At 57.5% G+C, this 14477-nt stretch carries 15 protein-coding genes; all 15 read right to left on the bottom strand.

Going from position 1 to position 14477, the window contains the following annotated elements:
* Nucleotides 1–38: 38 nt before the first annotated feature.
* Complete coding sequence (gene flhB, locus ACS92L_RS03950) at nt 39–1205, bottom strand: flagellar biosynthesis protein FlhB (protein WP_438767221.1); 1167 nt, start codon at nt 1203–1205, stop codon at nt 39–41.
* Nucleotides 1206–1334: 129 nt separating this feature from the next.
* A complete protein-coding gene (gene cheZ, locus ACS92L_RS03945; protein WP_438767220.1) occupies nt 1335–2000 on the bottom strand; it encodes a protein phosphatase CheZ in 666 nt (221 codons plus the stop codon).
* A gap of 30 nt (nt 2001–2030) precedes the next feature.
* Complete coding sequence (cheY, locus tag ACS92L_RS03940) at nt 2031–2420, bottom strand: chemotaxis response regulator CheY (protein ID WP_115853266.1); 390 nt, start codon at nt 2418–2420, stop codon at nt 2031–2033.
* Between the two features lie 63 nt (nt 2421–2483).
* Nucleotides 2484–3545 (bottom strand): protein-glutamate methylesterase/protein-glutamine glutaminase, encoded by a 1062-nt coding sequence (locus tag ACS92L_RS03935; protein ID WP_438767219.1) that lies wholly within the window; start codon nt 3543–3545, stop codon nt 2484–2486.
* Nucleotides 3542–4159, bottom strand: a complete 618-nt coding sequence (locus ACS92L_RS03930; protein WP_438767218.1) for a chemoreceptor glutamine deamidase CheD — start codon at nt 4157–4159, stop codon at nt 3542–3544. Before ACS92L_RS03930 ends, ACS92L_RS03935 begins: the two co-directional genes overlap by 4 nt.
* On the bottom strand, nt 4156–5001 hold the full coding sequence (locus ACS92L_RS03925; RefSeq protein ID WP_438767217.1) for a CheR family methyltransferase: 846 nt from the start codon (nt 4999–5001) through the stop codon (nt 4156–4158). The genes ACS92L_RS03930 and ACS92L_RS03925 overlap by 4 nt, the downstream gene beginning before the upstream one ends.
* A 28-nt stretch (nt 5002–5029) precedes the next feature.
* Nucleotides 5030–6823 carry a methyl-accepting chemotaxis protein gene (locus tag ACS92L_RS03920; protein WP_438767216.1) on the bottom strand — a complete coding sequence of 598 codons (1794 nt, stop codon included), beginning with the start codon at nt 6821–6823 and terminating at the stop codon, nt 5030–5032.
* Between the two features lie 175 nt (nt 6824–6998).
* Entirely contained in the window at nt 6999–7487 is a 489-nt protein-coding gene (cheW, locus tag ACS92L_RS03915) for a chemotaxis protein CheW (RefSeq protein ID WP_438767215.1), read from the bottom strand.
* A gap of 67 nt (nt 7488–7554) precedes the next feature.
* Complete coding sequence (cheA, locus tag ACS92L_RS03910) at nt 7555–9594, bottom strand: chemotaxis protein CheA (protein ID WP_438768407.1); 2040 nt, start codon at nt 9592–9594, stop codon at nt 7555–7557.
* Between the two features lie 94 nt (nt 9595–9688).
* Nucleotides 9689–10636, bottom strand: a complete 948-nt coding sequence (motB, locus tag ACS92L_RS03905) for a flagellar motor protein MotB (RefSeq protein WP_438767214.1) — start codon at nt 10634–10636, stop codon at nt 9689–9691.
* Between the two features lie 3 nt (nt 10637–10639).
* Nucleotides 10640–11521 (bottom strand): flagellar motor stator protein MotA, encoded by an 882-nt coding sequence (gene motA / locus ACS92L_RS03900; RefSeq protein WP_438767213.1) that lies wholly within the window; start codon nt 11519–11521, stop codon nt 10640–10642.
* A gap of 334 nt (nt 11522–11855) precedes the next feature.
* Entirely contained in the window at nt 11856–12419 is a 564-nt protein-coding gene (gene flhC, locus ACS92L_RS03895; protein ID WP_438767212.1) for a flagellar transcriptional regulator FlhC, read from the bottom strand.
* Nucleotides 12409–12765: a flagellar transcriptional regulator FlhD gene (gene flhD / locus ACS92L_RS03890; protein ID WP_438767211.1), complete on the bottom strand. Its 357-nt coding sequence runs from the start codon at nt 12763–12765 to the stop codon at nt 12409–12411. Before flhD ends, flhC begins: the two co-directional genes overlap by 11 nt.
* 353 nt (nt 12766–13118) lie before the next feature.
* Nucleotides 13119–13406 (bottom strand): EscU/YscU/HrcU family type III secretion system export apparatus switch protein, encoded by a 288-nt coding sequence (locus tag ACS92L_RS03885; protein WP_438767210.1) that lies wholly within the window; start codon nt 13404–13406, stop codon nt 13119–13121.
* On the bottom strand, nt 13403–14476 hold the full coding sequence (gene fliK / locus ACS92L_RS03880) for a flagellar hook-length control protein FliK (protein WP_438767209.1): 1074 nt from the start codon (nt 14474–14476) through the stop codon (nt 13403–13405). The genes ACS92L_RS03885 and fliK overlap by 4 nt, the downstream gene beginning before the upstream one ends.
* Between the last annotated feature and the right edge of the window lies 1 nt (nt 14477).

Below are 14477 nucleotides of genomic sequence, written 5' to 3'. Positions count from 1 at the left end.
TGTTCAGCGCCTTTAATGGGCAGTGCCACGCCCGGGCATTAATGTTCATTGTTGTCATCGTCGTCCGAAGGTGTCGGGGTATAGGCCATGTCTTCAGGCACCTCGATATGCCCGGGCCGCTGCGGCGATTTCCCCCCCTCGCTGCGATAGCGTCGGAGCTGATAGACCCAGGCCAGCACTTCAGCCACAGCGGTATAAAGCGGCGCCGGAATCTCCCGGCCCAGCTCGCCATGGCGATACAGCGAGCGCGCCAGCGCCGGTGCCTCCAGAAAGGGAATACGATTTTCCTGACCCAGTTCGCGAATTTTGGCCGCCACGGCATCGGCCCCCTTGGCCACCACGCGGGGGGCGCCCATTTCGTCATCCTTGTAGGCCAGCGCCACGGCAAAGTGGGTCGGGTTGGTGATGATCACGTCGGCCGTGGGGACCTCGCTCATCATGCGGCGCCGCGCAATCGCCTGCTGCTGCTGGCGAATACGGCCCTTGACGTGCGGGTCGCCTTCAGACTCCTTGTGCTCCTGACGAATGTCTTCCCGACTCATGCGAAGCTTTTTGGTATGGCTCCACAGCTGATAGGGCACATCGATCAGAATGACGACGATAAAGGCCAGCAGAATCAGGGCGCAGCAAAACACCACCAGCAGCAGCATGTGGCGCATGGCGGACTGAATGCTTTCTCCGGCAAGCCCCAGAAGCTCGCCCTGATGGCTGCGGATGAAAAAGGCGGCCACCAGCGCGATCAGCATCGACTTGGCAATGGTCTTGGCAAGTTCAGCCAGCGCCTGGCTGGAAAAGATGCGCTTTAAACCGGCCCCCGGGTTGAGCTTTTTAATATCGAACTTGATCGACTTGGTCGAGAACAGCCAGCCACCCAGCGCCATGGGGGCCATCAACGCCACGACACCCATGATGCCCATGATGGGGGCAAGAGCCAGAAGCGCCCGACCACCCAGCGCCGAGACATTGATCATCATCCGGGTGGGATCGCGTGCCACGTCTGCATCAAAGGTCAGCCCATCGCTCATGACCCCGGACAGCGTCTCGCCCATCCAGCTCATGCAAAGTGCCAGGCCGGCGGCCCCGACAGTCAGCATCAAAAAGGTGGTCAATTCACGTGAACGAGCAACCTGGCCGTCTTCACGGGCCTTTTCAAGACGTCGTGCCGTGGGCTCTTCGGTTTTTTCTGCGTCGCTGTCGCCTGACATTTCGACCCCATGACATCATGTAGAGCGTTGTGCTCACTGGGCGACATTGTGCGAGGAAGGTGGGGAAAACAATCGCTCGAATAGCCCTCCCCGGGGAGAGCTATTCGAAACATAAGCAGGAGATAGGGTTTAAAACCCGAGGCTGTCGAGCAGGTCATCGACCTGTGACTGGTCGGTCACGATATCGGTGCGCCCTTCTGTCTTGATCTGCGGGCCGTTGAGCAGACCATCCGGCGCCTTGTTGCTCTCTTTGGCACGCTCGCGCATGGCTTCCGAGGGCATGTTGTCGATCAGTACCTGCAGAAGTTCGCGCTCGATCTCGTGAATGACCTCCATCATCTTCTTGATGACCTGACCAGTCAGATCCTGAAAGTCCTGAGCCATCATGACTTCCATGAGCTGACTCTGGGTCGCGCGGGTCTGGGCCGGTACCCATTCGAGATAGGCCCGGGTATCGCCGACCAGATCCCGCGCCTCGCCCTGCTCAAGCGGCTTGTCGAACCACTGGTCCCATCGGGTGGCCAGTTCTGCCGACTGCTTTTCGATGTTGTCCTGGATCGGCTGGGCGATCTCGATGGCATTGAGCGAGCGCTCGGCGGCCTGCTCGGTCATGGAGGCGATATAGCTCAGGCGATCGCGGGAATCGGGAATGGCCTGAGCGGCCTTCTCGACTTCCTTGTCCAGACCCAGCTCTCGCATATTGTCACGCAACGCACGCGTAAGCTGGCCGATTCGTGCGATAAGGTCCGGCGGGATCGCATCATCTACGTTCTGCGGATTGGCATTGGCTGTCATGTCATTAACTCCCGATGGCTGTCCGCAGGCCTATTTATCGAGCTTTTCGAAGATCTTGTTCAGCTTTTCTTCGAGCGTTGCGGCGGTAAAGGGTTTGACCACGTAACCATTGGCACCGGCCTGCGCCGCGGCAATGATGTTTTCCTTTTTGGCTTCTGCCGTCACCATCAGCACCGGAAGATGCTTGAGTGCGTCATCGGCGCGAATCTGCTTGAGCATTTCCAGCCCGTCCAGGTTGGGCATGTTCCAGTCAGAGACCACAAAACCAAAGCTGTCACTGCGAAGCTTGGCCAGACCATCAACGCCATCTTCGGCTTCATCAACGTTGTTGAAGCCAAGCTCCTTGAGAAGATTACGAACGATACGACGCATGGTGGGAAAGTCGTCCACCACCAGGATATGAATGTTCTTGTCAGCCATGTCTGCCATTTCCTTTTCAAATAAGTGCGCTTGCGCGCGAGTCAACGATTCAATGATGCCGCGCTAGACGCGCAGCGCCTGTCGATTGTTGCCACCCAGCTGTGCCAGCGCCCGCTCACACATGCTGGTAATGGGGACGACCTCGCAGGCGCCGCCCAGCGCAATGGCCTCCCGCGGCATGCCAAAAACCACGCAGGTGGCTTCGTCCTGCGCCAGCGTCCAGGCACCGGCCTGACGCATTTTCAAAAGCCCCTGAGCCCCATCCTTGCCCATGCCGGTCAACAGCACCCCGATAGCGTTTTTGCCCGCATGGGTGGCAGCCGATTCAAACAGCGCATCAACGGAGGGCCGGTGGCGGTTGATCGGAGCCTCATGATCCAGCGAAATCACATAGTTGGCACCGCTGCGGGCCAGACGCAAATGCGCCTCGCCCCCCGGCGCCAGATAGGCATGTCCGGGCAGCACACGCTCGCCATGGACGGCCTCGCGCACGCTGATGCGGCACAGACTGTCCAGCCGCGCGGCAAAGGATTTGGTAAACCCGGCCGGCATGTGCTGTGTAATCAGTATTGCCGGGCTGTCCGAAGGCAGCGGCATCAAAAACTCCCGAATGGCTTCGGTGCCCCCGGTCGAAGCACCGACAATCAAAAGCTTCTCGCTGGAATACAGCGGGGCACGCAGTGCTGTCGGCGCCGGGGTCGATGACGGCTGTGCCACCTTGAGTTTGGCTCTGGACGCTGCCCGAATCTTGTCGGTAATGGCGTGGGCGTATTCGGCCATACCCTCGCGAATGCCAAGCTGCGGCTTGGTCACGAAGTCCACGGCACCCAGCTCAAGCGCGCGCATGGTGATTTCCGAGCCGCGCTCTGTCAGGGACGACACCATCACGACAGGCATGGGGCGCAAGCGCATGAGCCTTTCAAGGAAGTCCAGACCGTCCATGCGCGGCATTTCGACATCCAGCGTCAGCACATCGGGGTTGGTTCGCTTGATCAGATCACGAGCCACCAGCGGATCCGGCGCCGTGGCAACCACTTCCATGTCCGGTTCCTGATTGATGATCTCGCTGATCAGGCTGCGAATCAGTGCCGAGTCGTCAACACACAATACCTTGATCTTGCTCACCGTCCTGCTCCTTTCATGCCTGCCGCGGCCGCGACCAGCGGATTGACAGCGTCCCCAACCAGCGCTTCGATCAATGTCTTTTCACGACTGCAGACCGTGGCACTACCGTTAAGACGTCTGACCCTCACCTGACCGGTCCCTGGCAGATAGTGCACGCGACGTGCATGGCTACCGTTAAGATCCTGCGCCAGGACACGAATGTTTTCGCGATCAAGCCACGCCATGACAAACTCGGCATTGGCAAATCCGATGCGCGATGCCATACCGGCAATGACCATACCGCCCCCGAACACCTTGGCTTCCAGCCGGTCGCGACGCCCGCCAAGGCGACATATTTCCTCGACCAGCGTGCTCATGGCGTGCTCGCCGTAGCGAAGACGCGGCCCGCTGGTATCGTGACTGCCATCGCCGGGCAACATGTAATGGTTCATGCCGCCCACACCTGCTGCACTGTCTCGAATACACGCCGAGACACAGGAACCCAGCACCGTCGACAGCACCATGGGTGATGACGCCACGTAATACTCGCTGGGCAACAGCTTGACGGCGTCAAGGCTGTCATCACGATCAAAGTAAAAGTGGTTGGCCAGGCCTTCCTGCTCCCGAAATTTCATGGGCGGGAACCCGGGTTTGATGCAAGGCCATAAACGGTATGCCCCTGCAGCCGGAAGGCATCGGTCAGATACGTAAAGTTTTCGGAGTGCCCGGCAAAAAGCAGTCCGTTGGGCTTGAGCATCGGTGCAAACCTTTCCAGGATCTTTTTCTGGGTAGGCTTGTCGAAATAAATCATGATGTTGCGACAAAAGATGACATCAAAGGGACCTTCAACATCCCATCGCGCCGCCAGCAGATTGAGCTGGCGATATTCCACCATGGCTGCCAGCGCCGGATTCACGCGGGCGACGCCGGATTTGGCCCCTACCCCGCGCATGAAAAACCGCTTGCGCTGCTCCATCGACAGTTTCTCGATTTGAGCGATCGGGTAGATACCGGCCGCCGCCGTGGCGAGCGCTTTGGTATCAATATCAGTGGCCACAATTTTGGCATTCTGCGCCTTTGAGCCCAGCGCTTCGGTCAGCGTCATGGCCAGCGACCAGGGCTCTTCACCTGTGGAAGCGGCGCAACACCATACCTTGACGCTTCCGCTCTGAGCACGAACGTGATCGGCCAGAATCGGAAAATGGTGCGCTTCGCGGAAAAACGACGTCAGATTGGTCGTCAAAGCGTTGACGAAATGCTCCCACTCCGAAGACTCGGCGTGCCCGTCCAGCAGATCCAGATAGGCCTTGAACTGGTTGAGCCCGAGCGTGCGCAGACGACGTGCCAGACGGCTGTACACCATCTCCTTTTTGTGTAACGCCAGTGCGATACCTGCACGCTCATGGATCAGACGCCTTACGCGCTCGAAATCCTCATGCGTCAGTTTTAAATCGCGGCTTTCAGCGACTTCAGTCACGTCTTTTACTCCGCATCACTCAAGGTGATTAAAAGGTTGTCCAGTCCCCGTCATCTGCCGCAGCAGCAACCTTCCGGTCATGCTGGCGGGTCGCTGGTGCGCTGGCAGGAGCAGAGACGCCATTCTGGCCGGACTCGATACGTGATGCCGCTGATGGGCGCCTGCTCGATTCCCTGCTGCCTGGTTGTTCACTGCGCCGTGTCGCCAAAGCAGCACCGTCTGTCGTTATTATCGGCTTGCGGGCGCTTTCCTTGATCCTGAAAAGACTGACAATTTCATTAAGATGATCGGCCTTTTGACGCATCGATTCAGATGCCGACGATGACTGTTCGACCATGGCGGCATTTTGCTGGGTCATTTCATCCATGCGATGAATGGCCTGACCGATCTGGTCGATCCCGTTTTTCTGCTCGTCGGTGGCCGATGAGATCTCCTGCATCAGGCCACTGACCCGATGCACCCCGCCGACGATATCGGTCATGGTGGACTGAGCGCGGGCCACCAGCTCACTGCCGGCGTTGACTTCCACCGAGGACTTGTCGATCAGCTCGCGAATCTCGCGAGCAGCCTGAGCACTGCGACTGGCAAGACTGCGCACCTCATTGGCGACCACCGCAAACCCCTTGCCCTGCTCACCGGCGCGCGCTGCCTCAACGGAGGCGTTGAGCGCCAGAATATTGGTCTGGAAGGCGATGCTGTCGATAACACCCACAATATCGGAGATACGCGCCGAGGCCTGCGTGATGCCCTCCATACGGGCCACGACATCGCCCATCTCGTTGCGGCCGCGTTCTGCCACGGTCGACGCCTCATGAGCCAGCTTCGAGGCATCCCTGGCATGCCCGGCGTTATGGCCTACCGTGGCTGTCAGCTCTTCCATGCTGCTGGCGGTCTCTTCCAGTGACGCCGCCTGCTCCTCAGTACGTCGGGAGAGATTCTGATTACCGATGGCAAGCTCGTTGCTGGCCGGTGAGATCACGCCAGCGCTGCTTTTGACGTCACGCACGACACACAGCACACACTTGCGCATGGTATCCAGCGCGATCATCAGCTGATCCCGGCTGCTGCTGGACGCTTCAAGGTCGCCTCCGGAGATCTGGCGACAGCACACCAGGGCCTGCTCAAGCGAAGACTGCACTCGCCGCACCAGCAAAGCGCTTGCCGCGGCAGTGCCTGCGGCAATCAGAGCCGCTGTCATGGTCAGTGCGCCCATCAGCACCGGCAGGGTTTGCTGTGTCGACAGCATCTGATAGTCCGCGACCAGAAGCCCCAGCAGGATTATTGACGACACGGCGCTGGTCATGCCTGCCCAGCCGGCCTTGCGAGCGGACGTCAAACGGCCCAAACGATGCATCCAGCCCAGCGGACCGGTCGGCGTAATCACACCATGCACCAGCGTCCAGCCCTTGCCCTGACCACTATTGATACGGCGATAAACGTTTTCGGCGTGCGCAATGGTGGCATCATCTGCCTTGACCCGGACCGAGGCATAGCCCTTGACCTTGCCCTGCTCGATCATGGGCATTACGGTCGCCCTGACCCAGTAATACCCACCATCCTTGCGGCGGTTTTTGACCATGCCGATCCACGTTCCACCGTCTCGCAGGGTCTGCCACAGATTGGCAAAGGCCATTGGCGGCATGTCCGGATGGCGCACCAGGTTGTGCGGTGCGCCAATCAGCTCGTGACGCTCAAAACCACTGACGCAGATAAACGCCGGGTTGGCATAGACGATGTTGCCGTCCAGGTCAGTCTGGGAGATCAAAAACTGCTGCTCATCAAGAACATGATGCTTGTCATTGATCGGTTGATTGTTGCGCACGGATCGATCTCCTGAGATGAACTCGGTAGTCGGCAATTGCCTGCGTGTCTGCGCACATCAAACTATGTTTTGAAGAAAACAAACCAAGGATTAGCGCCTTTTAAAGTACGCTATTTGTATAGGCATAAAAAAAGCGCCGGCAGATGCCGACGCCTTTGAAAACACGGGTGATGGATTACGCTGCCTTGTCGATCAGCGCCATCTCCTCGCTGGTCATCAGCTTTTCGATATCGACCAGAATCAGCATGCGATCATCCAGGCTGCCAAGTCCCATCAGATAATGGGTGGAAAGCGTGGAGCCAAATTCCGGTGCCGGCTTGATCTGCTCGCCGGTCAGCGCCAGAACATCGGAGACGCCATCCACGACCACACCCACCACCCGATGACCGATATTAAGTACGATGACCACGGTCTGGGCCGTATAGTCGGCATTGCCCAGTGCAAATTTCAAACGCAAATCAACGATGGGTACGATAACCCCGCGCAGATTGGTTACACCCTTGATAAAGGAAGGGGCATTGGCAATGCGCGTGACGCCCTCATAGCCGCGAATTTCCTGAACGCTCAGAATATCGATACCGTACTCTTCCGAGCCCAGTCGAAAGACCAGAAACTCGTGACCTTCCCCTTCCAGCTGTCCTTTCTCGATAGCAGAAGCTTCCATTGTCTCAACTCCCAGATGCCCGGCCCGCCGGGTAGAATTAAAGGTGGCTGTTCGTTTTGCACTCGACTTAGTGCAGCGTGGCAGCACTACGATGACTGCCCGTCTGATTGCCTTCGCGATCCTGCGGCGCGCGTGACAGTGCCGGGATATCCAGGATCAGTGCCACACTGCCATCGCCCAGGATGGTAGCGGCAGAGATACCGGGGACACGCCGGTAGTTGGTTTCCAGATTCTTGACCACCACCTGATGCTGTCCGATCAGCTGGTCGACCTGCAAGGCGAAGCTGCGGCCCTCGCTTTGCACGATCATGACGATCCCCCTGGTGACATCCTGCTGCGCTTCGGGAATATCAAAGACGCGATACAGCTCGACCAGAGGCAGATATTCGCCGCGAACATGGAGCACGCGATCGTTGCCCGTTACGGTGCTGATATCTTCCGGTCTGACCTGCATGGACTCCTTGATGGCCCCCAGCGGCAGGATATAGACCTCTTCGCCGACGCGTACCGACATGCCATCAAGAATGGCAAGTGTCAGCGGCAACACGATTCGTGTTGTGGTGCCCTGACCGGGGCGGGAGAGGATGTCCACGTGGCCGCCCATCTGCGCGATGTTACGTTTAACCACGTCCATGCCGACCCCGCGGCCTGACAGATCGGTCACCTGCTCCGCCGTCGAGAAACCCGGCGCAAAGATCAGCTGCCAGACATCGTCATCGCTCATGGCGTCCGATACGGCCAGACCACTCTCGCGAGCCTTGCTCAGGATACGTTCGCGGTTCAGACCGGCGCCGTCATCGCTGATCTCGATAAGAATGTTGCCGCCCTGGTGGCTGGCGGACAGGGTCAGCCTGCCCGCTGCCGGCTTGCCGGCAGCCAGGCGTCGATCGGGCGTTTCGATACCGTGATCCAGACTGTTGCGCACCAGATGCGTCAGCGGATCCACAATGCGCTCGATCAGGCCCTTGTCGAGTTCGGTAGACTTGCCCACCGTTTCGAGTTCGACCTGCTTGCCAAGCTTGCCGGCCAGATCGCGCACCAGCCGTGGGAAACGGTTGAAGACCACATCCATGGGCATCATGCGAATCGACATGACCGCTTCCTGCAGATCACGCGCGTTACGCTGAAGCTGATTCATGCCGCTCAGCAGACTGCCGTGCGTAACCGGATCAAAATCGGCAGTCCCCTGTTCCAGCATGGACTGGGTAATGACCAGCTCACCGACCAGGTTAATGATCTGATCGATTTTCTCGATGGACACGCGCAGCGAGGCATTTTCACTGCTGGCGGCAGCGCTGGCGGCCTTTTTGGCAGCGGGCGCTGCATTTTGCGCCGGCGCCGGTGCAGCCTCGGCTGCCGGCGGAGAGGGTGCAGCCTCGGCCTGCTCGGGGGCTTTCTGCTCGGGTGCTTCAGCCACCGGCGTGACAGCATCATCTTCAATAGATTCGGCGCCGGCAGTCTCGAAGGTAATCTGGTCGTCGTCGACCACGAAACAGAGCACGGCGCGAATGTCGTCTTCGCCTGTCGCGGTTTCAAGGCGTACGGTCAGCACATCGTTGGCATGCTGCTGTTCCAGCACGGTGCCAAACAGCGCCAGCTCTTCGGCCAGACTGGTGGCGTTGTCTGCGGCCACACCAGCAATGCGAATCACCGTCGCGCCGCTACTGGTAGCGGGTGCCGCCGTGGCCGTCGTCGTGGCAGCGGCCGCGCCATTTCCCTGGCTTTTTTCTTCAGCCAGCGCTTTCAGTGTGTTGCAGATACGCTCATAGGCGGCGCTATCCGGCTCGGTCTGTTGACGATAGGCGTTGAGCTGATCGCTGAGCATATCCTTGGTTTCCAGAAATATGTCGATAATAGTCGGGTCAAGGCTGAGTTCGTGATGGCGTGCCTTGTCGAGCAGGTTCTCGAACAGATGTGTCGTCTCCTGAAGCACGGTAAAGCCGAACGTACCCGCACCGCCCTTGATGGAATGTGCTGCTCGAAAGATGGCGTTGAGCTGTTCGCTGTCGGGATCGCTGGGATCGATCTGCAACAGCTGCTGCTCCATATCGCTGAGCAGTTCCTCGGCCTCTTCGAAAAATGTCTGGTAGAACTCGGTAATGTCGATGCTCACGCCTGATGCCCTGCCCTGCTTCTGGATTCGGTCCAACGCTCGACTCGAGCGCGCGCGAAACTGTTTTCAAAACCTGCCGTCACGATGTTCATGACTGCGTCGGCTGGTCCGACGCCGCCTGACTTTCCGGGGCGTTTTCATTGCGAGTCAGGCCCTCGATGGAAAGCGGGCTTTTCTCACCATCGATGATGGCCGGCGCCCCTGGTGCCATGTTTTCCTGCTCCATCATCTTCTGGGCGCGGCTGTTGAGCACCAGAATGCTGATCCGACGGTTGAGCGCACTGTCTTCCTCACCAGGCATGTTCATGGTGTCTGCCATGCCGATGACCCGCAGCAGCTTCTCTGGCTCAAGTCCACCTGTCACCAGCTCACGCCGTGATGCATTGGCGCGATCCGTTGAGAGCTCCCAGTTACTGTATCCCCTGAGACCGGCCGCAAACGGCAGATCATCTGTATGTCCCGAAAGGGTCAGCTTGTTGGGCAGCTCATTGAGCAAAGGCGCGATGGCCGTCAGTATGTTGTGCATATGAGGCGCCACGCGTGCGCTTCCTACCTCGAACATGGGGCGACGCTGGCTGTCCACAATCTGGATTCGAAGCCCTTCAGGGGTCAGATCCAGACGCATCTGCGAGCGCAGGTCCCGTAGTGCCGGGTCTTCCTGCATCAGAGCCTCAAGGCGTGCCTTGAGCCTGCTGAGTGCTGACATGTCGGCGGCCATGCCACTGTTTTGCTCAATGGTGATTCGAGAGCGCTCGCCCTCGCTGTGCATGACATCATCACCGCCACCGGGAATGGCGCTGTTGCTGGCCGAATTACGGTCTCCACCGGCTAGAGCCACCTTCAGGGGCGTGCGAAAATATTCGCTGATCTGCTCAAACTCGGCCTTCGATGTCCCGGCCAGCAGCCACATCACCAGAAAGAAGGCCATCATGGCCGTCATGAAGTCGGCGTAGGCGATCTTCCAGCTGCCATGCGAGCCATGATGCGCAGCGGCCTTTTTACGACGAACGACGATGGGACGGCGATGCTGGCTCATGATTTATCCCTGCCCATTGCCGCTGGGCTGTGAACGAACGGCACGTACATGCTCTTCCAGCTCGCTAAAGCTGGGACGTTCAGTTGAATAGAGCACCTTGCGGCCAAATTCGACAGCAATCGGCGGTGCATAGCCATTGAGGTTGGCCAAAAGAGTGACCTTGATGCACTGCAGCATCTTCTCAACTTCACCAATCTGATGCCTGACATGGGTGGCCAGCGGTGTCACGAAGCCGTAAGCCAGCAATATGCCCAAGAATGTGCCCACCAGTGCCGCCGCAATCAGGGGCCCTACTTCTTCCGGTGTCAGACCTTCGGCGCCCAGTGCGTGTACGACGCCCATGACTGCGGCCACGATACCGAAGGCCGGCAGCCCATCGCCCACCCCTGCGATGGCGTTGACAGGAATTTCGGCTTCATGCTGGAAGGTTTCAATTTCATGATCCATCAACGCTTCGATTTCAAAGGCATCCATATTGCCGCTGATCATCAGGCGCAGATAATCGGTCAAAAACTCCATCAGCAATGGATCGGCCATCAGCTTCGGGTAGCGGGTAAACAGAGGGCTTTCTGCAGGACTCTCCACGTCTCGCTCAAGTGCCATCATGCCTTCCTGGCGCCCCTTGGCCAGCAGGAGATACAAAAGCGCCATGAGCTCCATGAAAAGCTCCTTGTTGTATTTGACGCTTCCCTTGAGCTTTGGGACGACCCGCAATGTGGCCTTGATGACCTTGCCATTGTTGCTGGCGATAAAGGCCCCCAGGGCAGCTCCGCAGATGATGACGATTTCGGCCGGCTGTAACAGCACGGCCAGATGGCCACCCACCATCATGTACCCCCCGATTACCGAGGCAATAACAGCAAAGTATCCAAACAATATAAGCACGGTAATTCCTCAGTATTCAGGATCTGGAGATAACATCGGCCAAAACCGGCCTGGCTTGAGAGCCCATCTCATCAGATTCATTGGGGAAAAAAGGGCATGTGATCCTCATCATCTGCTGATCAGGCCTGCAGGATAATGTCTGCAAGGTTAACGCCTTTTCCGGCGAACCAAAGGCAGGACTAGCCTGATAAAAAGGGGTCATTTTCCTTTTTTAAAGACGGGCGCGCCGACAGGTTACGGGCAATAAAAAGCCCTGAAGGCATGGACCTTCAGGGCAAGGGGAAATCATGACAACGATGGGGAAATCGTCTGAAGCGAAAGTAGTGGTATTGAATCAGTATTGCGTACCGCTTTCCTTTCGAATGCGCTCTCTTTCAGCCGCGCGCCGGGTTTTTCCTGCACGTGAGGGGGGCTGACAGATACCGCATACGAAATCCTGATCAAGGCTATGGGCGTGATTGACGAACCGGCCGCTGCACGAATTACATGAAGAAAGCTGCATCATGTCACTTTCAAAAAAGCGTACCAGCGTCCAGGCACGTGTCAGCCCCAGGACAGCCTCACCATCTTCGAGCATGGATATCTGCTCAAAGTAGAGTCGATAGGCCTTGATAATGGCTTCCATGCGATCGCAACGGCTCTGTTCACGCAGGGAGAGATAAATATTGTAAAAAAGCGACGAATGAATATTTGGAAGCCAGGTAATAAACCAGTCCGTTGAAAACGGCAGCATACCTTTCGGCGGCGAAACGCCCCGCACTTCCTTGTAGAGACGGATCAGCCGCCCTCGGGAGAGATCCGTTTCCGTTTCAAGCACCTGGAGCCGGGCTCCAAGTTCGATCAGCTCAATCGCCAGCTGAATATCACGAACTTCATTGATAACGCTTTTATCGGCCATGGTGATGCCCCTTTTTCAGCACCACCTCCTCCTCGCCGTCATGCATGCTGCCTGCCAGCAGGATAGCGGCATGCGTTCGCTTGAGGTCGTCTTCACGCTGCTGCGTGGTAAGAGAAGACAGCTGTGCCGGGTCCACCAGTGCGAAGTGGCACAGCAACTGGTTGGAATTGGCAAGCTTTGCGAGCTGGGAGATAGGTAACGATGCCAGGGTATCAGCCATCTGCTCGTTCAGTTTCAGCCTGAACATCGCAGAAGAGCGATCTTCGTTCAAAAGGCGCTGTACCAGAAGCAGATAAGACAGGTTGACGTTGCGAATATCGTCCAGCAAATGGCTTGTGGTCATCATGTTCCCTTCCCCTCGTCTTGAAAATTTGTCCTTTCGCGATGGGTGCAGCGGCGATTGTTTACGCTCTTGACCGATGGTTCGCGACAGGCTCATTGCCAGGCGAGGCGACATTTACTCAATTAAATGTAACGCCTCGTTACTTTTTGCAATATTGCCACACCATACTTTCCTATCACAACCATTTTTTTGACTAGTACAAAAACAATGTTTTCGTATGCATTGTCTTAAGACAATAACAGAGAATTTAATCAACAAAATCAACGTTAGACGAAAAGGGCCCAGAATGTGGCCCAATTCGTCAATTTGAGAAGGTTTTTATGTATCTTTAGGTTACTGCTTTGTTGCGAGGCGTATTACAAAACGGAGGCAGCATCCTGCTCAAGCTCGTGTATCCAGCAAAGGAGTTCCGCCAGTGCCAGATACAGTTCCTGTGGAATGCGATCATCAAGGTCGACATGCAACAAGAGATTGACCAGCTCAGGGGACTGGTGCACATAGACGCCACTTGCCTGCGCCTTTTCTATGATGGCATCGGCAGTGGTGCCGTAGCCCTTTGCTACCACACGAGGGGCCTCATTGGCCTCATGAGCAATGGCGACCGCGCGCTGACGCTGCAAGGGCTGATCGTCGAAAGGTGTCATATCTCACCCTCATTGTGATCATCCCTGCCCTGGGGAGAGAAATGCAGAGTGGTCAGTTGCAGGCCGGCGCCTGTCAGCCTTTCATCAAGATGTCGACCCTGAACGGTCATCCACGCAAGATAGGTGCCTTCTACTCTGCCACTGACGTTGATGGTCTTGTCCTGAAGGCTGATCTCCAGGTCAACGTGTCCCAGTGCGGGCAATATCAGGTTCAATTTCGACCGCCAGATACGCTGGGGCTCCTCTACTCCCTCGTCAGCAGCCGTCTCGCCCTCCTGCTCGATTTCCCACTGCACTGGTATATGAGGCGTCAAAAACCCTTCCCAGCGAATGAGCGGCGATGTCATGAGCTCCAGCTGATGACGAAGAATGCCCTGCAGGTCGTCCTGAGCAGATGTTGTACCAGTGGTGCCCCCTTCTGGCGTCGAGGGGTCGCCCGTCTGCATTGCAACACGCTCGCGCATGGCCGTATTCAGGGCACCATACGCTCTGTCAGCATTGGCTGGCTGACCGGCAGCAGGCGGCTGAAAAAGCCTGTTTTGAGGCTCCTTGAGCAATTCCTGCTGATCATGCTGTCCCAGAAGCCACTGACGTAAATGCGACTCATAGAAAAGGCCGCTGTGCTTGATCTGCCCGGCAAGGGTTGCCGCGAGACCGGCAACTTCGGGCGGGCGCCCGGCTGGCAGCATGACAGCGTCGGATCGGACAACAGGCGCCGTGGTCGGGAATTTTTCCAGAATCCGGGATATGGCTCTGGCTTCGGCGCTGAAATGTGTCGTGGAAGATCGAGGCGTGCTGTCCGACGTCCTGTCGCCAAGGGAGGCAGGAGTGTTCGCAACTGTCACCCGGGCAGACGCCTTGTCAGTCGTCTTTGCCCTTGCGGCTGCATCCTCGCTGTGCCGCTCGAGTGTTTCATCCGGCGTGTCAGAGGTGCCATGGCGAACGGCCGGGGTATAGGTTACACCACCCAATGGCAAATCGGGTTGCCTTGAAGCAACCCGATCCAGATCTGCCCGACGCCCCAAAACGTTGTGAAGCAAGGTATCCAGCAGTGGTGTAATTGTACTCATG

It is taken from the genome of Kushneria halocnemicola, assembly GCF_965650455.1.
GTDB lineage: Bacteria > Pseudomonadota > Gammaproteobacteria > Pseudomonadales > Halomonadaceae > Kushneria.
This window is presented reverse-complemented; position numbering and strand designations above follow the sequence as displayed.